Here is a 24,872-nt window from a genome sequence, read left to right as displayed (position 1 = left end):
CCGGCCTGACCCCGCCGATCACCTGTGGGACAATGGGCTGCCCGCAGCTCCGCGGGAGCCTCCCGACTCCGACAGAACCATGACGCAGCCTACCCGCCGCCAGTTGGCCAATGCCATCCGCTTCCTCGCCGCTGATGCGGTCGAAACCGCCAAGTCCGGTCATCCCGGCATGCCGATGGGCATGGCCGACATCGCCGAAGTGCTCTGGAACGACTACCTCCGTCACAACCCGAAGAATCCGAAGTGGTTCAACCGCGACCGCTTCGTGCTGTCCAACGGCCACGGCTCGATGCTGCAGTACGCTCTGCTGCACCTGAGCGGCTACGACCTGCCGATCGAGCAGCTCAAGCAGTTCCGCCAGCTGGGCAGCAAGACCGCCGGCCATCCGGAACACCATGAAACCCCCGGCGTGGAGACGACCACCGGTCCGCTGGGTCAGGGTCTGGCCAATGCCGTGGGCTTCGCCCTGGCCGAGAAGCTGCTGGCACAGCGCTACAACCGCCCGGAACACGAGATCGTCGACCACCGCACCTGGGTGTTCCTGGGCGATGGCTGCCTGATGGAAGGCATCTCGCATGAAGCCGCCTCGCTGGCCGGCACCTGGGGCCTGTCCAAGCTGGTCTGCTTCTGGGACGACAACCACATCTCCATCGACGGCAACACCGATGGCTGGTTCACCGACAACACCCCCGAGCGTTTCGAGGCCTATGGCTGGAACGTGGTGCGCGGCGTCGATGGCCACGATCCGGAGAGCATCAAGTCCGCCATCGACAGCGCGCTGTCGCAGTTCGACAAGCCGACCCTGATCTGCTGCCGCACCACGATTGGTTTCGGCTCGCCGAACAAGGCCGGCAAGGAATCCAGCCACGGCGCCCCGCTGGGCAAGGATGAGCTGGACGCGACCCGCAAGCAGCTGGGCTGGCCGTACGGCCCGTTCGAGATTCCGGAAGAGATCTACGCCGGCTGGCGTGCCGGCGGTACCGGCACCCTGCGCCAGGCCGAGTGGGAGCAGCAGTTCGACAAGTACGCCGCGCAGTACCCGGCCGAAGCCGATGAGCTGATCCGTCGTTCGCACGGCGAGCTGCCGGCCGACTTCGTCGCCAAGGCCGATGCCTACATCGCCCAGGTCCAGGCCGACGGCCAGACCATCGCCTCGCGCAAGGCCTCGCAGCTGGCGATCGAAGCGTTCGCGCCGCTGCTGCCGGAACTGGTGGGCGGTTCGGCCGATCTGGCGCACTCCAACCTGACCTTGTGGAAAGCCAGCAAGTCGGTCGCCACCGATGACCCGAACGCCAATTACGTCTATTACGGCGTGCGCGAGTTCGGCATGACCGCGATCGCCAACGGCCTGGCCCTGCATGGCGGCTTCATCCCGTTCGACGCCACCTTCCTGGTGTTCAGCGATTACGCCCGCAACGGCGTGCGCATGAGCGCGCTGATCCCGGCCCACGCGATCCACGTGTACACCCACGATTCGATCGGCCTCGGCGAAGACGGCCCGACCCACCAGCCGGTGGAGCACCTGGCCTCGCTGCGCTACATCCCGAACAACGATGTGTGGCGTCCGTGCGATGCGGTCGAATCGGCAGTCAGCTGGAAGTCGGCGCTCACCCGCAAGGACGGTCCGAGCTGCCTGGTGTTCAGCCGCCAGAACCTGCCGCACCAGCCGCGCAGCACCGAGCAGGTCGCCCAGATCGCGCGCGGTGGCTACGTGCTGGCCGACGCCGAAGGCGGCGTGCCGGACGTGATCCTGATCGGCACCGGTTCGGAAGTGGGCCTGGCCGTGACCGCCAAGGCGGAACTGGATGCCGCCGGCATCAAGACCCGCGTGGTGTCGATGCCGTCGACCGATGTCTTCGAGCGCCAGGACGCGGCCTACCGCGAGTCCGTGCTGCCCAACGCCGTGCGCAACCGTGTGGCCGTGGAAGCCGGCGTCACCGGTTTCTGGCGCCAGTACGTGGGCCTGGACGGTGCGGTGGTGGGTATCGACACCTTCGGTGCCTCGGCGCCGGCGGAGGCGCTGTACAAGCACTTCGGCATCACCGCCGAGCACGTCGTGGCCGCGGCCAAGGCGCAGCTGGCGAACTGATCGCGGCGCCGGGCTCTGCCCGGCTGCTGCAACGCGAAAGGCCGGGGATATTCCCCGGCCTTTTCGTTTGTTGACGGGCAAAAACCACGATCCTTGATCGAGGGTAGATCCACGGCGTGGATCCACATCACCCGGCTGCGGTGCGCGCCAATCCCAACCGCACCAGCCGCGCCTCGATGCGTTCGCCGAACGTCGTCGGCGCCTCCAGCCCCATCCGCTGCAGATAGGCCTGATCGCCATCGCCGGCAGGTTGGGCCACCGCGGCCAGCACCGTGCGCAGCTTCGCCATCGGCGTCTGCGTGTTCTGCTTCAGCCAGCCCAGCGCCTTGACCAGATGTTGCTCGACCTCGGTGAAATCGCTGCCCAGCGGATAGTCGGGCAGCAGCCCGGACTGGCGGAACGGCGCCAGCGACGCACTGACCGCCGCGGCCGTGTTGCGCTGCCCATCGGCGGACGGCGTGAAACCGGTCGCCAGCTTCTTCGAGGCCTTCGCCGTATCCAGCAACGCGGCCTGGAACTGTGCATCGGTGATCGCCGCCATGGCGATCACGCAGTCCTCGTCGGTCATGTTGCGCAGGTCGGCGATGCCGTACTCGTTGATGTAGAGATCGCGCAGGTGCCGCGGGATCGTGGTGTGTCCATAGTTCCAGCGCACGTTGGACTGCAGCGTGCCCTTGTCCTCGCGGGTGGCGCGGAAGATCAACGCACTGCGCGCGCCGGGCAGGGCATGCGCCATCGCCACGAAGTTGTACTGGCCGCCCACGCCGGAGACCACGCGGCCGTCTTCCAGTGCATCGGAGACGGCGGCGCCGAGCGCGGTGGCCATCATGCAGGAGTTGAAGAAACGCGCATCGCGGCGCTGCATCCGCTCCAGCGTTTCATCGCCGCCGTAGAGCTGGTTGATCTCGCTGATCCGGCGCATGCCGATCGCGCTGCGCTCGTCATCGGGCAGGTCGCGCAGCCACTGGTAGAACTCCGGCGAGCCCAGGTAGAACGCGCCGTGCAGGTACTCGCCCTCGGCCTCGAGCGTGGCGTAATCGGTGGTCCACGCGGTGCCGTTCTCGATCCGCTGCAGCAGCGCCAGATCGTCGTGCACCTTGCGCCGGATCACGCCGGTCTGGACCAGCCGGCGGAAGCCCTCGTTGAGCATTTCGCTGCAGCCGTACAGGCCGATCTCGAACGGCTCCAGGCCACCGCATTCCAGCACGGTCGGGTGGCTGGCCAGGCCGGGATCCAGCGCCTGCAGGATCTGCCGGTAGCGGGCGTTGTCGGTATGCCGCAGTACCAGTGCATGGCTGAGCGCATCGGCCAGCGTACCGATGCCGATCTGCAGCGTGCCGCCATCGCGCACCAGCGTGCTGGCGTACAGGCCGATCGCGTAGTCGGCATCGCTGACCGGCTGGCGCGGCAGGCCGAACAGCGCCGGATACGGCCCCGGTGGCGTGATCACCAGATCGAAGAACGACACGTCGACCGTGGCCGAGCCCGCCAGGTAGGGCAGTTGCGGATCGATCTCGGCGATCATCAACGGGCGGGGCAACCCGCGCGCGACCATCGCATCCAGCGTGTCCTGGGTGATGTCGTTGTTGCATGACAGCGACAGGCGCCGATCATTCGCGCGCATCGCCACTTTCTGCACGATCGCGTGCGGCGCGCGCTGTGCCACCGCATCGGCGGCGTGCGTGTAGTTCAGGCTGGTGTAGCTGCGCTGTGCCTGCGATGAGCCGAGCAGCGCGCCCGACTGCATGTAGAACTCTTCCACCTGCACATGCGCCGGCAGCTGGTCGCGCACCATCGCATCGGCGTAGGCCAGCCGCGGGAAATCCTCCCCGAAGTGGCGCTCGGCGAACGGTTTCATGAAGCGTGCTTCCAGCCCCGCACCGCCGCGCGGCGGATTCAGCGACAGCGCGGTGTACAACTGCAGCGGCCGCGAGGCATCGTTTTCAACACGGGCATACAGCGCGTTGAGCAGCCGGTGCGGCTTGCCCAAGGCGAGCGGCGCGCCGATGCGCAGGGGGCCATCGACCCGCTGCAGCAGCCAGTCGACGGCGGCGTCCAGGTCGGTCAGGTGTTCGGTCATGCGGCGCTATCCTGCGAAATCATGCGGGTCATTACAGCATTTCCGGTTTGAACAGATGGCGACGCGAGACTTCATCGAATGTTCGGCAGCGTCTCATCGAGGGCTCCGTGGGGCATGCGCCGAGGCTGGCAGCGGCTGCATGAACCGGCTGTCGAAGGGTTGACACCCGGCTTGATTACGGGCGTAATCGAGTTGTCGATTACGGATGTAAATGATGAGCCAGATCAGTGAGGCCGAAGCCGTGGTGATGGAGGTGCTGTGGCGCAGCCATCCGCTGGGCGCTGACGAGGTGGTGACCGCGCTGGCCAGCCGCGACTGGGCCGAGCCCACCATCAAGACCCTGCTCAACCGGCTGCTGACCAAGGGCGCGGTCAGCGCCAGCCGCGACGGGCGTCGCTATCTGTACTCGCCGGTGCTGCAGCGCCAGGCCTGGGTGGCCGAGCAGAGCGAGGGATTTCTGGACCGCGTCTTCGCCGGCCGCGTCGCGCCGCTGGTGGCGCATTTCAGCCAGCGCGGGGAGCTCAGCGCGCAGGACATCGCCGAGCTGAAGCAGTTGATCCGGGAGCTGGGCCATGACTGACCTGCTTGATGGACTGCTGCAGGCCAGCGTGTGGCTGTCGGTGGCGACGCTGGTGCTGGCCGCGGCCAGGCCCCTGCTGCTTCGCCTCGGAGGCGCAGCGCTGGCCTACCGCAGCTGGTGGTTGCTGCCGTTGATGCTGGTCGCGCCGTACCTGCCACTGCCGCGGCTGCCGATGACTGAAACGGACCCGGTCATGGCCATGGTCTCGGCCCTGCGCGCGCCGGCCGTGCCCACCGACGCCTCGCAGTGGCCGCTGCTGCTGTTGACGGTGTGGTTGCTGGGCGCGGTAGCGGTGGCCTGCTTCAGCTGGCGCGCGCAGCGCCGCTTCGAACATGCACTGGGCGAGCTCCAGCCGCGCATGGATGGCAGCTGGCAGGCCAGTGGCGACCCGGGCCTGCCGGCGCTGGTCGGCCTGTGGCGCCCGCGGATCGTGGTCGGCCCCGACTTCGAGCAGCATTTCAGCCCGGCCGAGCAGGACCTGATCCTGCGTCATGAACACAGCCATCGCCGTCATGGCGATCCCTGGGCAAACGCCGCGCTGGCCCTGCTGCGCTGCGTGTTCTGGTTCCACCCCTTGCTGCCGTGGGCGGCGCGCCGCTTCCTGCGTGACCAGGAACTGGCCTGCGACGCGCGCACGGTCGATCCGCATCCGGCCCTGCGCCGGCTCTACGCCAACGCGCTGCTCAAGGCGCAGTTGGTCCACCCGGTTGCACCGATGGCCTGCCACTGGCGCAGCCAACCGATGTTGAAGGAGCGTATTGCCATGTTGAAGGAACACAAGCGGAAGGCATTGCCGTGGATGACCGGGCAGGTGCTGGTGGTCGGGCTGTGTGTCGGGCTCTGCACGGTGGCCTGGGCCAGCCAGGGCGGCGCGGGTGCCGAGCCGGCGCCGGCCAAAGCGGCAACGAGCGATGGGCGCGCGCAGGCCCGTGACCTGACGCCACCGACGTATCCCAAGGCCGCGTTCGATCAGGGCATTTCCGGCAGCGTGATGTTGCGCGTGGAGGTCGACGCGGCTGGCAAGCCTGGCGATGTCCGGGTACTCAGTTCGACCCCGGCCGGCGTGTTCGACCAGGCCTCGATCGCTGCGGCCAAGCAATGGACGTTCGAACCGGCGCGCCGGAATGGACAAGCCGTTGCCTCGGCGTTGAAGATTCCGATGACATTCGAACTCGATGCGTCGGACCCGACGCTGTGAAGCGGGGGCCGCTGGCCGTGGTCCTGGCGATGCTGGTGGCCGGCTGTGCCAGTCACCCCTCGTCGACCACGGTGGACACGCGTGCCGAGAACGTGGATCACCAGCGTCTGGATCCGAACGTCGGCGCTCAGGGGAGCGGAAAGGTGGAGACGTATCAGCTGGGGCCGACCGAAGGCTACCGGATGCCGCAGCTCAATGCGGGGCCGGACCCGGCTGTCGGTGATCGCGATCCGCGCCGCGCGCTGGCACCGACGACGGTGTGCCTGCAGCTGGTGATCGATGCGGAAGGCAAGGTCGAACGCAGTCTGCCAGTGATCGATCGCAGCGACTGTGCCGCCGGCAATGCGCCGGAAAACGCGCCCCTCATGCAGGCTGCCCAGGAAGCGGTGGCGATGTGGCGCTTTGTCCCCGCGGCCGTCTGTCATTTCCCTCCGCAGCGCGTGCCGACGGATCGGGGTAACTGCGAGGGCGCCGAGCGCATTGAACCGGTGCCGGTGAGTCTGCTGTATGGCTTCACGTTCGAGATCGTGAAAGGGCAGCACGTGGTGCGCGGGCAGGGGCGCTGAGCAGAACGAGGGGCGGGCCGCACGTTGCAGGGGAGCCGGCCAGCGGCCGGCATTACCTCGGCGGGCCGCCCTGGATGTTGGCTTTTACCGAGGGCTGCATCAGTTTCGGCTCGGGCAGGGTGGCATCACGCGCCTGGCGGGTGGCAACGAACTCGGCCTCGCTGATGCCGTCATGCAGGTGGATGTTGTGCGCGCGCTGCGCGCCGATGGTGGTCTCGTTGGCGACCCCGCGGCCACCGGGGCCGTAGTCGTGACAGATGAACACACGCGTCGCGTCCGGCAATGCCAGCAGCCGCTGGATCGAACGATACAGCTGTCCCGCGTCACCGCCCGGGAAGTCGCAGCGGGCGGTGCCGCCGTCGGGCATGAACAGCGAGTCGCCAGTGAACAGCGCATCGCCGATCCGATACGCGACGCTGTCACTGGTGTGTCCCGGCACCGCGATCACCTCGGCGGCGATATCCCCGAGCGTGAAGCGCTCGCCATCGGCAAACAGATGATCGAACTGCGAGCCGTCGGTGGGTACATCGAGCGCGTAACGCGGTGCGAAGGTGCGCTGCACCTGCACGATGCCCTGGCCCATCGCCAGCGTCGCGTCCGGCCACTGGGATTTCAGCCAGCGCCCGGCACTGACATGGTCGGCGTGGGCATGGGTATCCAGCAGCCAGCGCACCTGCAGGCCGTGCCCGCGCACATGCGCAAGCAACGGCTGCAGCGGCCCGGCGCCGAGTGCATCGGTGTCCGGGTCGTAGTCCAGCACGGGGTCGATCACCGCCGCCTGCAACGTCGCCGGGTCATGCACCACGTAGCTGAAGGTATGGCTGTCCGGGTGGAAGAAACTGGCGACGTGCAATGACATGGTACTGACCTCAGCGCTTGCCCAGGGTGTCGTTGAGCAGCACCGCCAGGCGTTCACCGGCCAGGCGCAGCTCGCGCTCGGCGACCGGGCGATAGGTCGCTGCATAGCTCGGCGCCAGCGTACGCTTGTCCGGGTAAACGCCAGGTGCAATGGCGATCCTGCAGCTGGCTTCGGCCCACTGCACGGCATCGACATCGATGTTCGAACGCTTGCCCAGCGTGGGTTTGGGCAGGGCGAGCAGGCGCTTGAGGTACTGGTCGTCATCCAGCGCCTGCTCGTTCAGCATGCCGCTGTCCCACAGTGAGTGCAGGTTGGTACCGCGGTTGTTGAACTGCACCTGGAAATCGTTGCCGCCCTTGTCGTGGCCGTAGCCGGCATGCATCGGCTGGTGGATGTCGCCGGCGAAATGCACCACGAACTTCAGCGCCTGCGCGCGCTCGGCGTCGGACCTGCTGCGGTCGCCGAGGATCGCGGTCTGCGCCTTCAGCGCCTCGACCACGCAGTTGCCGTTCCTGCAGTGCTTCTGCACCTGATAGTGGCAATCGTCTTCGCCGATGTTGACGTAGTGCCAGCCGGCCGAGCGCTTGCCCAGCCCCGGGTCCTTGGCACGCAGCTGATCGGCCCACGGGGCGATGGCGTGCAGGGTCGGGTCCGGCTCGGCGGCGAGCAGGCGGTCGACTTCGGCCTGGGTCTGCGGGGTCAGCCGGGTTTCGGCGATCCGCGCCACCAGCCGGTGGCCTTGCGCGCCCCAGGCCAGGGCATCGGTGGAAAAAAGGGTGAGGGCCAGCGCGAGGGCGGTGGCCGGAAGCAGGGAAGGCATTTTCATCCGCGGCATTCTAGCGGGCCGACCGCCGTGCCGGCTTGCCACGATCTGGCCGGCTGCAGCGCGGGTCAGCTTGGTCGGCGCGCAGGATGTGACAGTGCGGGTGTTCGATACGACAACGCTGCATGCGCAGGCCGCAGCGCGGCACCTGCTGGCCGCAGGCTAGTGTCGGCCAGCTCGCTCGGAGGCCAGGCTGCGTCTCCACTTGGGTTGCCGCGAGTGTCACGCCCCGTAGCGACCGACAGGCCCCTCGGCAAATGTCCCCCGGCCGCCGCCTGGTGGCGCCGGCCTCCTCCTTGATTTTGCCCAGGCGCCTGCCGGCCGCTACGTGGCTCGGCGTGCGGTGTTCGGAAGGAGCACGGGCGCAACGGCGCGTGTATGGGGAACCCGTGGTCTGGATACGCGCCCCAGCGCCCGACGCACCTGCCGCCGTGATCACAACACTGGCCACGCCCGCCACGTGGACGGAAGAAGAGAAAAAAAACCCCGGCCGAAGCCGGGGAAGCTGTCTTGCTGCGAGGGTGTTGCCTTGTTGGGTTCTGACCCGCCGATCAGAACTTGAACACGTACGACACGCCGTAGGCGAGCGGGTCGATGTTGACGGTACCGATCTTCTCGCCGTTGAGCTTGACCTTGCTGTCGATGTCCATCCAGCGCACATCCACGCGCAGCGAGCCCTTGTCGTTGATCGCGAAGTCCACGCCGGCGTGGGCGGCCAGGCCCCAGGAGTCTTCCATCTTCAGCGTGCTGCCGGCCAGCGCGCCGCCGGTCTTCTCGCTGAAGAAGGTGGTGTAGTTGATGCCGGCGCCCAGGAACGGGGACACCTTGCCCGTGCTGTTGAAGTGGTACTGCAGCGACACCACCGGCGGCAGGTGCTTGGTGCTGCCCACGTTGCCGAGGCCGGCGATGTTGATGTCGTGCTTGAACGGCAACGCGGCCAGGAGCTCGATGCCCAGGTTGTCGGCGATGAAGTACTCACCGGTGATGGTCGGCTTGATGTCGTTGTCGACGTCGACCTTCAGCGTGCCGCCGGCCAGCGAGCCGTTGTTGGACTTCGGGGCGACCTGGTGCACGCCGGCACCGATCGTCCAGTCGCCCTTGGACTGGGCCATGGCGGGGGCGGCGGCCAGCGCCAGGGCGGCGGCCAGGCTGGAGAGCAGGAGGGGGGAGGTCTTGCGCATGAGACGGTCTCGTGGCGGGTTGGAATGGCGCCAGTTTTCCCGCCCGCGCCGCAGTGCGCCTTGATCCGGATCAATCCGGGTATTTACCGTTGTAACCGGTTCCCATTCGTCTTCCACGGGCCGGGCCGGTTCCGGCCCTGCTAGAATGAACACCCCTTTCCATCGGCGCCGCACCGTCGCGGCTGCAGGAGCTTGTGAACATGGCAATCAAGGTTGGCATCAACGGTTTCGGTCGCATCGGGCGCAACGTGCTGCGTTCGGCCGTGCTGAACTTCGGCAATGACATCGAAATCGTCGCCATCAACGATCTGCTGGAGCCGGACTACCTGGCGTACATGCTGAAGTACGACTCCGTGCATGGCCGCTTCAAGGCCGACGTGGAAGTCTCCGGCAACGACCTGCTGGTCAACGGCAAGAAGATCCGTCTGACCCAGGAACGCGATCCGGCCAACCTGAAGTGGGACGAAGTCGGCGTGGACGTCGTCATCGAATCCACCGGCCTGTTCCTGACCAAGGAAACCGCGCAGAAGCACATCGATGCGGGCGCCAAGAAGGTGATCCTGTCGGCGCCGTCGAAGGACGACACCCCGATGTTCGTGTTCGGCGTGAACGACAAGACCTACGCCGGCCAGGCGATCGTCTCGAACGCCTCGTGCACCACCAACTGCCTGGCCCCGCTGGCCAAGGTCATCAACGACAAGTGGGGCATCAAGCGTGGCCTGATGACCACCGTGCACGCCGCGACCGCGACCCAGAAGACCGTCGATGGCCCGTCCAACAAGGACTGGCGCGGTGGCCGTGGCATCCTGGAAAACATCATTCCGTCCTCGACCGGTGCGGCCAAGGCCGTCGGCGTGGTGATCCCGGAATTGAACAAGAAGCTGACCGGCATGAGCTTCCGCGTGCCGACCTCGGACGTGTCGGTGGTCGATCTGACCGTCGAGCTGGAGAAGGAAGCCACCTACGCCGAAATCTGCGCTGAAGTGAAGGCACAGAGCGAAGGCGCGCTGAAGGGCATCCTGGGCTACACCGAAGACAAGGTCGTGGCGACCGACTTCCGCGGCGAGACCCACACCTCGGTGTTCGACGCCGACGCCGGCATCGCGCTGGACAGCACCTTCGTCAAGCTGGTGTCGTGGTACGACAACGAATGGGGCTACTCCAACAAGTGCCTGGAAATGGTCAAGGTCGTCGCGGCGTAAGCCAGCGCTGCCCCTGCGTCATTCCACAGACCCCGGCCCCGTGCCGGGGTCTGTCGTTTCAGGCGGACCATTCACGCCCGTGATCCCGCGCGTACCGCCGATCCATTAGCATGGCCCGCGTGCCGCCGGCACTGCGCCTGTCCGGCGCAGCCGTGGCGACCCTCTTGAGGATGGCCTGGAATGGAAGCTCTGATTGTCCTGCTGGTGCTGGTACTGCTGGCGATCCCGCTGATGCTGATCGTGGCCCTGGTGATGATCGCGGGCCTGCGCCGCCGCGTGGCCGCGCTGGAACACCGCGCGGCTGGGTCCGCCTGGGACGCCGCGCCGGCGCCAGCCGAACCCGAACGGCCGCTGCGCTGGACGGATATTGAATCCGTCGACACCGTGGCCGCGCCGCTGGACTTCGCCATGCAGCCCGGGGTCGACAGGCCCGTCGAGACGGCAGACACCGTGGCTGCACCCGCAGCGGCGGGAGCCATGCCGCCGCCGCTGCCGTCCTCGGCGCCGATTCCACCCAGGCCCGCGCCGCCGGCGGTGCCGGTTGAACCGCAGGGCCCGGGCATCGGCGAACGCATCGTCGGCACCATCAAGCAGTGGTTCACCGAGGGCAACGTGCCGGTCAAGATCGGCATGCTGGTACTGCTGGCCGGTGTGGCCGCGCTGCTCAAGTACGCCAGCGACCAGGGCTGGTTGAACGCCCCGATCGAGCTGCGCCTGGCCGCCATCGCGGTGGCGGCGCTGGCCGGGCTGGTGTTCGGCTGGGTGCAGCGCGATACCCGGCGCCTGTTCGCGCTGGCGCTGCAGGGCGGGGCGATCGGCGTCCTGCTGCTGACCATTTTCGCCGCGTTCAAGCGCTACGACCTGATCCCCGCCGCGCCGGCCTTCGCGCTCAGCGTGCTGCTGATCGCCGGCATGGGCGTGCTGGCGGTCGTGCAGAACTCGCGCACGCTGGCCGTGCTCGGCATCCTGGCCGGCTTCATGGCGCCGATCTGGCTGTCCACCGGCAGCGGCAACCATGTCGCGCTGTTCTCGTATTACGCCGTGCTCAATGCGGCGATCCTGGCGATTGCCTGGTGGCGTCCGTGGCGCGCGCTGAACCTGCTCGGTTTCGCCTTCACCTTCGGCATCGGCACGGCCTGGGGCGTGCTCCAGTACAGCGCGGACAAGTTCGCCAGCACCGAGCCGTTCCTGCTGCTGTTCTTCGCCTTCTACCTGCTGATTCCGATCCTCTATGCGCGTCGGCAGAGCGCGGAAAAGCGCGACCTGATCGATGGCAGCCTGGTGTTCGGCACGCCGCTGATCGCGTTCTCGCTGCAGGCTGGCCTGCTGCATGACGACCGCCTGCTGCTGGCGTTGTGCTCGCTGGCACTGGCCGCGTTGTATGCGGGGTTTGCGTGGGTGCTGATCAAGCGCGAGCGCTATGCCGCGCTGGGCCAGTCGCATGCGGTACTCGCGGTAGGCTTCGCCACGTTGGCGGTGCCGCTGGCGCTGTCCGCACGGGCCACCGCCAGCGTGTTCGCGCTGGAAGGGGCGGCGCTGGCCTGGCTGGGGCTGCGCCAGCAGCGCTGGCTGCCGCAGATCACCGGTGCGCTGTTGACCCTGGGCGCCGCGTTCGGCTTCGTGGTCGGCGCGGACTACTGGCATCTCGATGCCACGGCGATCGCCAACCCCACCTTCATGAGCGGCCTGCTGCTGGCACTGGCCGGGTTCGCCGCGGCCTTCAGCTATCGCCGTGCGCAGCAGGATGCGCCGGCCATCGTCTACTACCTCTGGGGGCTGCTGTGGTGGCTGGGCAGCGTCAGCCACGAGATCCTGCGCTTCGTCGCCCACCGCAACGAACCCGATGCGCTGCTGATCGGCGCAGCGGTGACCGGTTGGCTGGCCGCCGAGATGCATCGTCGCTGGCCGGCGCGCGCGCTGGTGCTGACCACGCTGGCGATGGTGCTGGCCGCGTTCCCGTTGGCGCTGTGGCAGGCCGATGTGCACGATCAACCGTTCGCCGGCTACGGCGCACTGGCCTGGGCGGTGTTCGCGCTGCTGGGCGTGCGCAGCCTGTGGTGCCTGCGTGCGGGTGACGACCGCACGTCGCTGGCGGCGCAGTTCCTGTGGTGGCTGCTGTGGCCGTCCGTGGTGTCGCTGGCCTGCCTGTGGTTGGCCGACCGTTTCGCGCTGGCACAGGGCTGGGGCCTGGCGTTGATGCTGCTGCCGTGGCTGCTGGTCACCGCCGTGGCGCTGCTGCGCTGGCCGTGGCTGACGGTGCCGCTGGGCGAACGCTTCGATCGCATGCGCGGCGCGTTGCAATGCACCTTGTTCGCCGTGCTCGGCGTGAGCTGGGCGGGCCTGCTGCTGGTGCCGGCCGGCGCTGCTCCGCTGCCGTGGTTGCCGCTGCTCAACCCGGTGGAACTGGTGCAGCTGGCAGTGCTGGTGCTCGCCGCGCGCTGGCTGTGGTCCGGACAGGCGCCGGAGGGCCTTCGCGCGATCCGCATCCCGGTGCTTGCGATTGCCGGTTTCGTCGCGCTGACCAGCATCACCCTGCATGCCGTGCATCACTGGGGCGGGGTGCCGTGGAACGAGCGCCTGTGGTCCTCGACGCTGGCCCAGACCAGCCTGACCGTGGTGTGGAGCGTGCTCGGCGTGATCAGCTGGGTGTGGGGCTCGCGCCGCGGGCAACGCGTCCTGTGGCTGGTAGGTGCGGTGCTGATGGGCGTGGTGCTGGCCAAGCTGGTGCTGATCGATCGCCAGCATCTGGGCAACCTGCTCGGGATTTCTTCTTTCATCGCCTACGGCCTGCTGTGCACGGTCGTGGGCTATCTGGCACCGGCGCCGCCGCGCGCGCCGGACCCCGCCGTGGAGCCGCAGTCTTGAAGACCTTTCGCCCGCTGATCCTCCTTGCCGCGCTGGCGCTTCCGGCGCTGGCCCAGGCCCAGGCCGCCGATGGCCGCCAGGCCTATCGCCAGCAATGGCCGCTGCAGCTCGCGCAGCCGCAGGCGGGTGCGTACCGGTTGACCCTCGACGAGGGCGTGTACCGCACCGCGGTGTCGCCACGTCTGGCCGACGTGCAGGTGTTCAACGCGCAGGGCCAGGCACTGCCGTCGGCGTTGTTGGCCGCCGACCAGCCGCTGGCGCAGGCACCGCAGTGGCAGACGCTGTCCTGGTTCCCGCTGCCGCCGATGGCCGGCACCTCCGGCGATGACCTGCAGCTGCTCACCGAGCGCAACACCGACGGCAGCGTGCGCCGGGTCGAGGCGCGGCTGGGGCGGGGCGGGGCGGCCGGACAACCCGCGGGCTGGCTGATCGACGCCAGCGCGCTGGAGACCGGCGTGCAGGCGCTGCGCCTGGACTGGCAGACGCAGGCGCCCCTGCAGGCGCGCGTGCGCGTGGAGATGAGCAACGACCTGCGCGACTGGTTGAGCATTGCCGATGACGTGCCACTGGTCGACCTGCAGCACGAAGGCCGCCGCCTGCAGCAGCGCCGCATCGAGATCGCGCGCCAGGCCCGGTATTTCCGCATCCTGCCGATCGGTGCCGATGCCTTGCCGGCGCTGTCCACGGTGCAGGCCGAGCTGGCGCCGACTGCGCAGGCGATCGCCTGGCGCTGGCAGTCGTTGACCGGTGCCGCCGGCAAGCCCGGCGAGTTCGAGTATCAGCTTGATGGGCGCTTCCCGATCGCGCAGGCCGATATCGCGACGGCGGACAACAGCGTGGTGCAGTGGACGCTGCTGAGCCGCGACGATGCCGACCAGCCGTGGCAGGTGCGGGCCGGCCCATGGGTGGCCTATCAGCTGCAGGACGCCGCCGACCGCCGCCAATCGCAGACCCAGCCGCTGGCGCGCAGCACGCGCGACCGCTACTGGAAGCTCGTGGCCGGCCAGCCGCAGTCGATGCCGGCGCCGACGCTCAAGCTCGGTTACCAGTCTGAAGCGCTGGTGTTCCTCAGCCAGGGCGAGCCGCCCTACACGGTAGCCGCCGGCAGCGTACGCGCGGAGCGCCAGGATGCGCCGGTCGCTACGGTGATCGCGCAGCTGCGCGAACAGCATGGCGCGCAGTGGCAGCCGGCGCAGGCGAGCATGCAGGGCGAACCGCAGGTACTCGCCGGCGATGCTGCGGTGGTGCCGCAGCGCGACTGGAAGCAGTGGCTGCTGTGGGCGCTGCTGGTGATCGGCGTGCTGATCGTCGGCGGCTTCGCAGTCAGCCTGCTGCGTCAACCAAATAGGGACGGAGGTAGTTAAGCGCGCTTAACTACCTCCGTCCCCGTTAAAAAGCGCGCGACGACCAACGGTCGCCGCCTACCTCCGCCCCTGTCATGAATTTGCGATGCACCGCGCCAGCCGGGACAATGACGGTCTGCGCCGTGCGGCGCCCTTCCTTCTTCAGAGCCAAAGAGTTGCTTATGTCCATCGTTCGCATGACCGACCTCGATCTCTCCGGCAAGCGCGTGCTGATCCGCCAGGATCTGAACGTGCCGATCGACAACGGCCAGATCACCTCCGAGCAGCGCATCACCGCGTCGCTGCCGACGCTGAAGCTGGCGCTGGAGAAGGGCGCCGCCGTGATGGTGACCTCGCATCTCGGACGTCCGAAGGAAGGCGTGTGGAGCGAGGCCGAATCGCTGGCGCCGGTGGCGCTGCGTCTGTCGCAGCTGCTCGGTGTCGAGGTGCCGCTGGTGCGCGATTGGGTCGACGGCGTGACCGTCGCGCCGGGTTCGATCGTCTTGCTGGAAAACTGCCGCATGAATGTCGGCGAAGGCAAGGACGATGAAGCGCTGGCGAAGAAGTACGCCGCGCTCTGCGATGTGTTCGTGATGGATGCCTTCGGCACCGCGCACCGTGCACAAGCCTCCACCCACGGCGTGATCCGCTTCGCCCCGGTGGCCGCCGGTGGCCCGCTGCTGATGGCCGAGCTGGACGCGCTGGCCAAGGCGCTGCTCGCCCCGGCCCAGCCGCTGCTGGCGATCGTGGCCGGCAGCAAGGTCAGCACCAAGCTCGAACTGCTCTCCAGCCTGGTCGGCAAGGTCGACCAGCTGATCGTCGGCGGTGGCATCGCCAACACCTTCATCGCGGCCGCCGGTTACTCGGTCGGCAAGTCGCTGTACGAGCCGGACCTGCTGGACACCGCGAAGAAGATCGTCGCCGATGCCAAGGCGCGCGGCGCCGACATCCCGCTGCCGACCGACGTGGTCGTGGCCAGGCAGTTCCTGCCGGACGCCGAAGCCACGGTGAAGGCCGTTGCCGACGTGGCCGAGGATGACCTGATCCTGGACATCGGCCCGGACACCGCGCAGCACTACGCCGGCCTGATCGCCAAGGCCGGCACCGTGGTCTGGAACGGCCCGGTCGGCGTGTTCGAATTCGAGGCCTTCAGCCATGGCACCGAAGCCCTGGCCCGTGCCATCGCCGCCTCGCCGGCGTTCTCGATCGCCGGCGGCGGCGATACCCTGGCCGCGGTCGACAAGTACGACATCGCGGGCGAGGTGAGCTACATCTCCACCGGTGGCGGCGCGTTCCTGGAGTTCCTGGAAGGCAAGACCCTGCCGGCCGTCGCCGCGCTGGAGGCCCGCGGCGCGTGAGCCGCGATGTCCTGTTCTTCGATCTCGACGGCACGCTGATCGATTCGGCCGTCGGGATCACCCAGTGCGTGGCGCATGCGCTCACGCAGATGGGCCAGCCGGTCCCGCCGCAGGCCGAACTGCGGCGCTGGATCGGCCCGTCGCTGCGTACCAGCTTCGCGCCGTTGTTCAACGATCCGGCCCAGGTCGAGCAGGCGGTGACGTATTACCGCGAACGCTTCGACGTGGTCGGCTGGCGCGAGCATGAGGTCTATCCGCGGATCGGCCAGGTCGTGCAGGCCTTCAAGGATCGCGGCCATCGGCTCGCGATCGTCACCGCCAAGAACGAGCCGCATGCGCGGCGCATCGTCGAGCACCTGCCGTTCGGCGACTGCTTCGAGGACGTGATCGGGGCCACCCCGGATGGCAGCCGCAGCGAGAAGCCGCAGCTGGTCGCCGAGGCGCTGCACCGGCTGTCGTTGACCCCGGCGCAGTGCTGGATGATCGGCGACCGGCGCATGGATATCGAAGGCGCGCGCCATCACGGTCTGCGCAATATCGGGGTGTTGTGGGGCTTCGGCGGTGCCGAGGAGCTCACGGCAGCCGGGGCCGGGCACCTCGCGCAGGCACCGGACGACCTGCTAACCCTGATCGATTGAGGGCCGCGGCGGCGATCCGTACGCCGCCGCATGTCCCGCGCAAAGGCCCGCCGCGATTGGCGCTGGCCGCCGGGCGGTCAAACGACTGTCCGCCCGCCCGTCTCGGGCTGTCTGCAGGACAACAGCGAAACCCAAGCGTGCCAGCGGTGTAATCGTATTCATGGGACGTGATGGGTGTGCTAATTTCACTCCTTTAACGGGAGCCCATTAACCATGATTGAGCGTCAGCGTCGCACCAAGATCCTTGCCACCCTCGGACCGGCGACCGACCCGCCGGGCGTGCTGGAGGATCTCTTCCGCGCCGGCGTGAACGTGGTTCGCCTCAACTTCAGCCACGGTGACCCGTCCGGCCAGGCCAAGCGCGCCGCCGACGTGCGTGCCGCCGCTGCCCGCGTGGGCGTGGAAGTGGGCATCCTGGCCGATCTGCCGGGCCCGAAGATCCGCATCGAGCGTTTCGCCGAAGGCAAGATCAAGCTCAAGGCGGGTGACCGCTTCGACCTGGTCGCCTCGCCGAACGCACCGGCCGGCGACACCACCCAGGTGGGCGTGAGCTACCTCGGCCTGCCGCAGGACGTGGTGGCGGGTGACATCCTGCTGCTCGACGATGGCCTGATGCAGCTGCAGGTCACCGAAGTGCAGGGGGAGCGCATCATCAACACCGTGCTCAACGACGGCGTGCTGTCCGACCGCAAGGGCCTGAACAAGCAGGGCGGCGGCCTGTCGCTGGGCGCGCTGACCGAGCGCGACAAAGAACTGATCGGCATCGTGGCCAAGATCGGCGTGGATTTCATCGCCGTCTCGTTCTGCCGCAATGCGCAGGACATGCACGACGCGCGCGAGATCGCCGAGTCGCACGGCTGCTACGCCGCGCTGGTCTCCAAGATCGAGCGCACCGAAGCGATCGACAACCTCGAAGAGATCGTCGACGCCAGTGACGTGGTCATGGTCGCGCGTGGCGATCTGGGCGTGGAAATCGGCGATGCCGAACTGCCGGGCCTGCAGAAGAAGATCATCAAGGCCTCGCTGGCGCAGAACAAAGTGGTGATCACCGCCACCCAGATGCTGCAGTCGATGGTCGAAAGCCCGATCCCGACCCGCGCCGAAGTGCTGGACGTGGCCAACTCGGTCATCGACGGTACCGACGCAGTGATGCTGTCGGCCGAAACCGCCGCCGGCATGTACCCGGTCAAGGCGGTCGAAGCGATGGCACGCATCTGCCTCGGTGCTGAACGTCAGTTCCAGACCGAGACCGATTTCGGTGCCTCGCCGCGCAACCTGGAGCGCGCCGACCAGGCGATCGCCATGGCCACCATGTTCCTGTCCCAGCACGTGGGCGTGCGCGCGATCGTGGCGATGACCGAATCCGGTGGCACCGCGCGGTACCTGTCGCGCTTCCGTGCCTCGGCCCCGGTGTTCGCGGTGACCCGCCATGACGGCGCGCGCCGCCAGATGGCGCTGATGCGCGATGTGTTCCCGATCAACTTCGACAGCCGTGGCCTGACCCCGCGCGAAGCCGCGCGCGGCAGCATCCGTTTGCTGTTTGAAGCGAACCAGCTGCAGGGCGGCGACCGTGTCGTCTTTACCAGCGGTGAGCACATGGAAACCCATGGCGCCACCAACACGCTGCGCCTGCTGGAAGTGGGCGAAGACGGCCGTGCGAGCGGCTTGGGCGAGCTCTAAGGGTACGCGTCATCGCATACGCGCTGTCGCCCCACGGTTTGCGCGGCAAACCGTGGGTCCCTTCTTGCCACCTCCCAGACCCCCGCCGCTTCGCGGCCGCCCCCTCACTCAGGGGGCTTTCCCCCAGACACATTCGATCGTCTGGGGCCGTTTTCAGATGGAATCGTTTCCAGATTCCGTGGACGGCCAGTTCACGGGAGGCGGGGTCTATAATTGGCGTTTTCCCGCACCCGCCACAGGAAGTACATGAGCATCGAACAGCTGGCTGAAACCGCACAGGCCATGGTCGCCCCGGGCAAGGGCATCATCGCGATCGACGAATCCACCGGCACCATCGGCAAGCGCTTCGCCAGCGTCGGCCTGGAGAACACCGAGGAGAACCGTCGCGCCTACCGCGAACTGCTGCTCACCACGCCCAAGCTGAACGAGCACATTTCCGGCGCGATCCTGTACGACGAGACCATCCGTCAGTCCACCAAGGACGGCGTCCCGTTCGCCAAGTACATGGCGGCCCAGGGCATCATTCCGGGCATCAAGGTCGACAAGGGCGCACATGCCCTGGCCGGCTGCCCGGGCGAGCTGGTCACCGAAGGCCTGGACGGCCTGCGCGAGCGCCTGCAGGAGTACTACAAGCTGGGCGCGCGCTTCGCCAAGTGGCGTGCGGTCATCAACATCGGTGAAAGCATCCCGTCGGGCACCTGCATCGAGTCCAACGCCCACGCGCTGGCCCGTTACGCGGCGCTGTGCCAGGAATGCGGCCTGGTGCCGATGGTCGAGCCGGAAGTGATCATGGACGGCGACCACGACATCGAGACCTGCTACGAAGTCACCGAAGCCACCCTGCGTTCGCTGTTCGATGCGCTGTACCAGCAGAACGTGCTGCTGGAAGGCACCATCCTCAAGGCCTCGATGGTCATCTCCGGCAAGGGCTGCGAAGAGCAGGCCGACGTCGAGGAAGTGGCCGAGTCGACCGTGATGTGCCTCAAGAGCACCGTGCCGGCGATCCTGCCGGGCGTGGTGTTCCTGTCCGGTGGCCAGAGCGATGAGCAGTCCACCGCGCATCTGAACGCCATGAACCAGATGGGCAACCTGCCGTGGCCGCTGAGCTTCTCCTACGGCCGCGCCATGCAGCAGGCCGCGCTGAAGCTGTGGGCCAAGGACACCAAGGCCAACGTTGCCAAGGCGCAGCAGACGATCTTCGATCGCGCCAAGGAAAACGGCCAGGCCGCCCTGGGCAAGTGGAACGGCTGATTCACGCCTGACCGCCCTCAACGAAAACGCCGGCCTCGTGCCGGCGTTTTCGTTTGCGGGAGACAGCGGTGCGCAGACGCACGCGTGCTCTGGCACGATGCGAACCACCTTCGCGTGGATGGATCCCATGTTCGTTCGTCTCTGTATCTCGCTGTGTGGGGTGTCATTGCTGCTGGGAAGCGCAGCGGCGCACGCATCGACGCCGCGTGGCTTCGATGTGCTGCACTACGATGTCGCGCTGGTGCCGGACATCGCCCACAAGCGCGTCACCGGCCAGCAGACGCTGCGGTTCCGGGCCGAGCGGGAGCTGCGTGCAGTGACGCTGGACAGCGGCGCGCTCACCGTGACGGCCGTGATGCAGGGGGATCGCGCGCTGGCCTTCGCGCAGCACGATGCGAAGGTGCAGATCACGCTGGCCGAACCGCTTCCGACGGGAGACACCGCCAGCGTGACGATCCGCTATCACGGCGAACCGCCGTATGGCCTGGAGTTCGCCCCCGAGCGCGACGAGGTCTACACGATCTTCTCGACCAGTCAGTGGATGCCCTCGGTGGATGCCCCCGACGAGCGCGCCACGCTGGACCTGTCCGTGACCTTGCCGGCGGGCCTGCTGGCTGCGGGCACCGGTCGCGCGCTGCCGCTGCGCACGCTTCCCGATGGACGCATCGAACATCGCTGGCAGCTGGAGACGCCGATGCCGGGGTATGTCTATGGCTTCACGGCGGGGCGCTATCAGGAAGCGACGCAGCAGCATGGCGCCATCGGCTTGCGGTTCCTGTCCAGGGAGCGGTCGCCCGCGCAGCTGCAGCGCGTGTTCACTGCCACCGGCGGGATGCTCGATTTCTTCGCCGATCGCGCGGGCCTGCCGTATCGCGGCGACTATCAGCAGGCGCTGGTGGCCCGCACGATCGGGCAGGAAATGGCCGGGCTGTCGCTGATGTCCGAGCGCTACGGCCAGCAACTGCTGGAGGATCCCGGCCAGACCGCGTTGATGGCGCACGAGGCCGCACATCAGTGGTGGGGCAACCGGGTGACCTGCGCCGGCTGGGAGCACTTCTGGCTCAACGAAGGCATGGCCAACTTCATGACCGCCGCTTACCTCCAACAGGCGCAGGGAGAGGCGGCCTACCAGGCGCAGGTGACGATCTGGCGCACGCGGCTGGACGCGCTGCGTGCCAAGGGGGCGGATCACGCGCTGGTGTATGCGGACTGGAACGCGCCGACCGGCGATGACCGCGCGGTGGTGTACCAGAAGGGCGCCTACGTGCTGCACCTGCTGCGCGTCGAAATGGGCGAGGCCGCGTTCTGGCGCGGCATCCGTGATTACACGCGGGCCAACGATGGACGCTCGGTGGTGACCGTCGATTTCCAGCGTGCGATGGAAGCAGCGGCCGGCCGCTCCCTGCAGCCGTTCTTCGCGCAGTGGGTCTATGGCGTGGGCTGACGCGTCAGTGCGCGGCGGCCGGCGGCATTCCCAACGCCAGCGGCGCGAAGATCGCCGAGGTCGACGGTTCGACCGGCTGACCCAGCGCGGCCAGCGCCGACTGGTAGGCCTTGTACGTCGCCGCGTTGTAGGCCACCAGGATGATCCGGCGCGGCTGGCGGTGCGAGCGCTGCCAGGTCAGGGTTTCGGTGGCGGCGATGTGGGCGGCCTGGTGCAGCGGATACCCGAACACCCCGCAGCTGATCGCCGGGAACGCGATCGATTCCAACTCGAGCTTCTCCGCCAGCTGCAGCGATTTCCAGTAGCAGTTGGCCAGCAGCGCCGGCTCGTCGCGCAGACCGTCCTGCCAGACCGGGCCGACCGTATGGAACACATGCCTGGCCGGCAGCGCGAAGGCGGGCGTCTCGCGCACCTCACCGGTCGGGCAGCGCATGCCGGGGCGGATCTCCGGCAGGGCGCGGCAGGCTTCGAGCAGCTGCGGGCCGGCCGCGCGATGGATCGCGCCGTCCACGCCACCGCCGCCCAGCAGGGATTCGTTGGCCGCATTGACGATCGCATCCACCGCCAGGGTCGTGATGTCGCCCTGCCACACTTCGATCTTCATGCGTACCGCTCCTTACGTACTGATACCGGGTCCATACAACGAAATGACGTGCCTGACCTGCACCGTAACCTGCAGGACATCTAGGCTGCGTCATCGTCGTCTCAGGCAGTGCGACCCGGCGAGCGCTGGCTGACCTTCACACGATGCCGCCGGATCGCTTCACCGCAGATGAAGCGCCAGCAAGCAGAACGCCCGCCGGTCAGGGCGGGCGTTCCGTTCATACGGACCAACGCGGGGATCAGGGCAGACCGGCCAGCCAGTCGTCGTCGGAGCCTTCGTTGATGTCGGCGAACAGCGGGGTCGAGAAGTAGCGCTCGCCGGTGTCGGGCAGCATCGCCAGGATCACCGATCCCGGCGCGGCCTTGGCGGCGATGTCCAGCGCGCTGGCGACGGTGGCGCCGGCCGAGATGCCCACGAAGATGCCTTCCTCGGCAGCGAGCCGGCGCGAGGTCTCGATCGCCCGCGCGTCGTCGATGGTCAGCAGCTCATCGTAGACCCCGCGGTTGAGTACTTCCGGCACGAAGTCCGGGGTCCAGCCCTGGATCTTGTGCGGCTTCCACTCATCGCCCTTGAGCAGGGCGGCGCCTTCCGGCTCGGTGGCGACGATGCGGGTCTCGGGTCGCGCGACCTTGAGCACTTCGCCGACGCCGGTCAGGGTGCCGCCGGTGCCCCAGCCGGTCACGAAGTAGTCCAGCCGCTTGCCGGCGAAGTCGCGCAGGATTTCCGGCGCCGTGGTGTTGCGGTGATAGGCGGGGTTGGCCGGGTTGGCGAACTGGCTGGCCAGGAACCAGCCGTGTTCCTCGGCCAGTTCCTTCGCACGGCGGACCATGCCCGAGCCGCGCTCGGCGGCCGGGGTCAGGATCACCTTGGCGCCATAGGCGCGCATCAGCTTGCGGCGCTCGATCGAGAAGGTCTCCACCATCGTGGCCACGAACTTGTAGCCGCGCGCGGCCGCCACCATCGCCAGGGCCACGCCGGTGTTGCCGGAGGTCGCCTCCACGATGGTGTCGCCCGGCTTGAGCAGGCCCTTGGCTTCGGCGTCGAGGATGATCGCCAGCGCGAGGCGGTCCTTGACCGAGCCGCCCGGGTTGAACGACTCGACCTTGGCATAGAGGGTGACGTGCTCGGGGGCGAGGCGGTGCAGGCGCACCACCGGGGTGTTGCCGATGGTGTCCAGGATGGAGTCGTACAGGGCCATGGGGATGCTCCGGAGAAGTCGTTGCCGCCCGGGGGCCGTGCGGCGGGGAAGGGTCGGGCGGGTGGCGGCGGCAGGCGCCTGGTCGCGGCCGGCCCGGGGTCGGTCAGACCGTACCGCTGGCATATGACCGCGCGAAATGACCTGATTACCTTCTTAAACAACGTTTGGTTATAAGCTGGTGACGGCATTTGCCCTACAGTCGGATGGCCCCCTCTCCATGCGCCGTATCGCCCGCCCATGACGCTGACCCAACTTCGCTACCTGGTCGCCATCGCCGACGCCGAGCTGAACATCACGCTGGCGGCGTCCCGCGTGCACGCCACCCAGCCCGGCCTGTCCAAGCAGCTCAAGCAGCTGGAGGATGAACTCGGCTTCCTGCTGTTCGTGCGCAAGGGCCGCAGTCTGGAAGCGGTGACCCCGGCCGGCGTGGAAGTGATCGGCCGCGCCCGCGCCGTCCTCGGCGAAGCCAACAACATCCGCACCTATGCGGCCAACCAGCGCCGCGAAAGCCAGGGCCAGCTGGTGCTGACCACCACGCACACCCAGGCGCGCTTCGTACTGCCGCCGGCGGTGGCGCGGATCAAGCAGGCCTACCCGCAGGTCAGCGTGCATCTGCAGCAGGCCGCTGAAAGCGATGCGCTGGACCTGCTCAGCCAGGGCGATGCGGACATCGCCATCATCAGCACCGCCGGCGGTGAGCCCACGGCTGGCCTGGCCATTCCGCTGTACCGCTGGCGCCGGCTGGTGCTGGTGCCGCGCGGGCACGCGCTGGATCGCCCGGGTGCGGCGCCGGACCTGCAGGCGCTGGCCAGCCATCCGCTGATCAGCTACGAATCCTCCACCCGCGGCAGTTCTTCGCTGCAGCGCGCCTTCGCCAGTGCCGGACTGAGCCCGGACATCGCCTTGACCGCCCTCGATGCGGACCTGATCAAGACCTATGTGCGCACCGGCCTGGGCGTCGGCCTGCTCGCGGAAATGGCGGTCAACGCCAGTGATGAAGACCTGCGCGCGTGGCCGGCCCCGGCGCCGATCGACGAGTGCATCGCCTGGGCGGTGCTGCCGCGTGACCGCGTACTGCGCGACTATGCACTGGAGCTGGTGCACGTGCTGGCCCCGCAGATCGACACCCGCGACCTGCGCCGGGTGATCGACGGCAACCAGGAGGCCAACTGGCCGTTGCCGCCGACCTGGGAATCGTTGACGCAGACCATCACCGTCTAACGACGGTGATGGCTGCCCGCGCATTCCACCTCTACCCCGCGCCGTTGGCGCGCCCCCTTCAACAGAAGGGGGCTTTTCTCCAGAGGGGGTGAGGGGGCGGTTGGCGCTTCGAAAGCGCCGCTGCGACGGTTGGTCGCAGGGCGTCGGGCTGCCCTGCCAACGGTGGGGCGCTACCATGACGGGGTGAACGTCCGCCGTCGCCCGTATGCCGTCTTTCTGCAGCTTGCCTTCGTGGCGACGTTGCTGATGGCGCTGGCGCCGCTGGTCAGCCGCTGGCAGCAGGCCCATGCCGAGGCACCGGTGATGCTGATGCCGACCGGCATGACCCACGCGCTGCCGGCGCTGCCGGATGCCCACGCCGGGCACGGCATGCCGCAGCACGACGGGCAACATCACGCCATGCAGCACGGCGACATGCAGCACGGCGACATGCAGCACACGCCGATGAGCGAGCACGCCGGGCATGGTGACGCCTGCGAATACTGCATGATGGCCTCGCGCCTGATGCCGTGGCTGGCGGTCCTGATCCTGTTGTTGCCCGCGATGCCGGTCATCGCACCGCGCGTCCTGCGCGCCGTGCCCACGCCCCGCAGCCTGCGCTGGCCGGCCCACGCCGCCCGCGGCCCGCCCGCGATCTCCTGAAGCCACCGCCCTTCCTGCCCGTGTCGCCGTGATGGCGACGCGTGCCTGCG

At 68.0% G+C, this 24,872-nt stretch carries 20 protein-coding genes; 14 read left to right on the top strand and 6 right to left on the bottom strand.

Going from position 1 to position 24,872, the window contains the following annotated elements; genetic code table 11:
* The first annotated feature begins 79 nt into the window (after positions 1-79).
* Positions 80-2,089, top strand: a complete 2,010-nt coding sequence (gene tkt / locus ABE424_RS18825; protein WP_346479235.1) for a transketolase — start codon at positions 80-82, stop codon at positions 2,087-2,089.
* Positions 2,090-2,216: 127 nt separating this feature from the next.
* Here the strand turns inward: tkt and ABE424_RS18820 are convergent, their stop codons facing one another.
* The gene (locus ABE424_RS18820) at positions 2,217-4,169 is read right to left on the bottom strand and encodes an acetyl-CoA hydrolase/transferase C-terminal domain-containing protein (protein WP_346479234.1); all 1,953 of its coding nucleotides are present in this window, start codon (positions 4,167-4,169) and stop codon (positions 2,217-2,219) included.
* A gap of 214 nt (positions 4,170-4,383) precedes the next feature.
* On the opposite strand from ABE424_RS18820, the gene ABE424_RS18815 reads away from it, so the two are divergent.
* Genes ABE424_RS18815 through ABE424_RS18805 form a run of 3 tightly spaced genes read left to right on the top strand, consistent with a single transcriptional unit; the run spans position 4,384 to position 6,513 of the window.
* The gene (locus tag ABE424_RS18815; RefSeq protein ID WP_346491678.1) at positions 4,384-4,749 is read left to right on the top strand and encodes a BlaI/MecI/CopY family transcriptional regulator; all 366 of its coding nucleotides are present in this window, start codon (positions 4,384-4,386) and stop codon (positions 4,747-4,749) included.
* Complete coding sequence (locus tag ABE424_RS18810) at positions 4,742-5,947, top strand: TonB family protein (protein ID WP_346491679.1); 1,206 nt, start codon at positions 4,742-4,744, stop codon at positions 5,945-5,947. Before ABE424_RS18815 ends, ABE424_RS18810 begins: the two co-directional genes overlap by 8 nt.
* A complete protein-coding gene (locus ABE424_RS18805) occupies positions 5,944-6,513 on the top strand; it encodes a hypothetical protein (RefSeq protein WP_346491680.1) in 570 nt (189 codons plus the stop codon). The genes ABE424_RS18810 and ABE424_RS18805 overlap by 4 nt, the downstream gene beginning before the upstream one ends.
* 52 nt (positions 6,514-6,565) lie before the next feature.
* Here the strand turns inward: ABE424_RS18805 and ABE424_RS18800 are convergent, their stop codons facing one another.
* The 3 genes from ABE424_RS18800 to ABE424_RS18790 all read right to left on the bottom strand — a co-directional run bounded on the left by ABE424_RS18800 (position 6,566) and on the right by ABE424_RS18790 (position 9,376).
* Positions 6,566-7,372, bottom strand: a complete 807-nt coding sequence (locus ABE424_RS18800; protein ID WP_346491681.1) for an MBL fold metallo-hydrolase — start codon at positions 7,370-7,372, stop codon at positions 6,566-6,568.
* 10 nt (positions 7,373-7,382) lie between these two features.
* Positions 7,383-8,198, bottom strand: a complete 816-nt coding sequence (locus ABE424_RS18795; protein ID WP_346491682.1) for a S1/P1 nuclease — start codon at positions 8,196-8,198, stop codon at positions 7,383-7,385.
* A gap of 548 nt (positions 8,199-8,746) precedes the next feature.
* Positions 8,747-9,376 carry an OmpW family outer membrane protein gene (locus ABE424_RS18790; protein ID WP_346491683.1) on the bottom strand — a complete coding sequence of 210 codons (630 nt, stop codon included), beginning with the start codon at positions 9,374-9,376 and terminating at the stop codon, positions 8,747-8,749.
* A gap of 200 nt (positions 9,377-9,576) precedes the next feature.
* Here ABE424_RS18790 and gap point away from each other — a divergent pair, with 200 nt between their 5' ends.
* From gap to ABE424_RS18750, 8 genes are all read left to right on the top strand, one after another.
* The gene (gene gap, locus ABE424_RS18785) at positions 9,577-10,578 is read left to right on the top strand and encodes a type I glyceraldehyde-3-phosphate dehydrogenase (protein ID WP_121039371.1); all 1,002 of its coding nucleotides are present in this window, start codon (positions 9,577-9,579) and stop codon (positions 10,576-10,578) included.
* Positions 10,579-10,758: 180 nt separating this feature from the next.
* Positions 10,759-13,443, top strand: a complete 2,685-nt coding sequence (locus ABE424_RS18780; protein ID WP_346491684.1) for a DUF2339 domain-containing protein — start codon at positions 10,759-10,761, stop codon at positions 13,441-13,443.
* The gene (locus tag ABE424_RS18775; RefSeq protein ID WP_346491685.1) at positions 13,440-14,807 is read left to right on the top strand and encodes a DUF3999 domain-containing protein; all 1,368 of its coding nucleotides are present in this window, start codon (positions 13,440-13,442) and stop codon (positions 14,805-14,807) included. Before ABE424_RS18780 ends, ABE424_RS18775 begins: the two co-directional genes overlap by 4 nt.
* A gap of 161 nt (positions 14,808-14,968) precedes the next feature.
* Positions 14,969-16,144, top strand: a complete 1,176-nt coding sequence (locus tag ABE424_RS18770) for a phosphoglycerate kinase (RefSeq protein WP_346491686.1) — start codon at positions 14,969-14,971, stop codon at positions 16,142-16,144.
* Positions 16,141-16,782 carry an HAD hydrolase-like protein gene (locus ABE424_RS18765; RefSeq protein WP_346491687.1) on the top strand — a complete coding sequence of 214 codons (642 nt, stop codon included), beginning with the start codon at positions 16,141-16,143 and terminating at the stop codon, positions 16,780-16,782. Before ABE424_RS18770 ends, ABE424_RS18765 begins: the two co-directional genes overlap by 4 nt.
* Before the next feature lie 213 nt (positions 16,783-16,995).
* Positions 16,996-18,462, top strand: a complete 1,467-nt coding sequence (gene pyk, locus ABE424_RS18760; RefSeq protein WP_346491688.1) for a pyruvate kinase — start codon at positions 16,996-16,998, stop codon at positions 18,460-18,462.
* Positions 18,463-18,708: 246 nt separating this feature from the next.
* Positions 18,709-19,713 carry a class I fructose-bisphosphate aldolase gene (locus ABE424_RS18755; protein WP_121039354.1) on the top strand — a complete coding sequence of 335 codons (1,005 nt, stop codon included), beginning with the start codon at positions 18,709-18,711 and terminating at the stop codon, positions 19,711-19,713.
* Between the two features lie 127 nt (positions 19,714-19,840).
* On the top strand, positions 19,841-21,157 hold the full coding sequence (locus tag ABE424_RS18750; protein WP_346479225.1) for a M1 family metallopeptidase: 1,317 nt from the start codon (positions 19,841-19,843) through the stop codon (positions 21,155-21,157).
* Between the two features lie 4 nt (positions 21,158-21,161).
* Here the strand turns inward: ABE424_RS18750 and ABE424_RS18745 are convergent, their stop codons facing one another.
* Both ABE424_RS18745 and cysK read right to left on the bottom strand, forming a co-directional pair.
* Positions 21,162-21,761, bottom strand: coding sequence for an O-acetyl-ADP-ribose deacetylase (locus ABE424_RS18745; protein WP_346491689.1), 600 nt, complete (start codon positions 21,759-21,761; stop codon positions 21,162-21,164).
* 238 nt (positions 21,762-21,999) lie between these two features.
* Positions 22,000-22,959 carry a cysteine synthase A gene (gene cysK / locus ABE424_RS18740; protein WP_019183911.1) on the bottom strand — a complete coding sequence of 320 codons (960 nt, stop codon included), beginning with the start codon at positions 22,957-22,959 and terminating at the stop codon, positions 22,000-22,002.
* 237 nt (positions 22,960-23,196) lie between these two features.
* On the opposite strand from cysK, the gene ABE424_RS18735 reads away from it, so the two are divergent.
* Both ABE424_RS18735 and ABE424_RS18730 read left to right on the top strand, forming a co-directional pair.
* Positions 23,197-24,180: a LysR family transcriptional regulator gene (locus ABE424_RS18735; RefSeq protein ID WP_176988360.1), complete on the top strand. Its 984-nt coding sequence runs from the start codon at positions 23,197-23,199 to the stop codon at positions 24,178-24,180.
* Between the two features lie 183 nt (positions 24,181-24,363).
* Positions 24,364-24,822, top strand: a complete 459-nt coding sequence (locus tag ABE424_RS18730) for a DUF2946 family protein (RefSeq protein WP_346491690.1) — start codon at positions 24,364-24,366, stop codon at positions 24,820-24,822.
* The last annotated feature ends 50 nt before the right edge of the window (positions 24,823-24,872 follow it).

Origin of the sequence: Stenotrophomonas sp. TWI1149, assembly GCF_039673155.1 — a bacterium.
Taxonomy (GTDB): domain Bacteria; phylum Pseudomonadota; class Gammaproteobacteria; order Xanthomonadales; family Xanthomonadaceae; genus Stenotrophomonas; species Stenotrophomonas maltophilia_AA.
The sequence above is the reverse complement of the archived record's forward strand: the minus strand, read 5'-3'. Positions and strand labels throughout refer to the sequence as shown.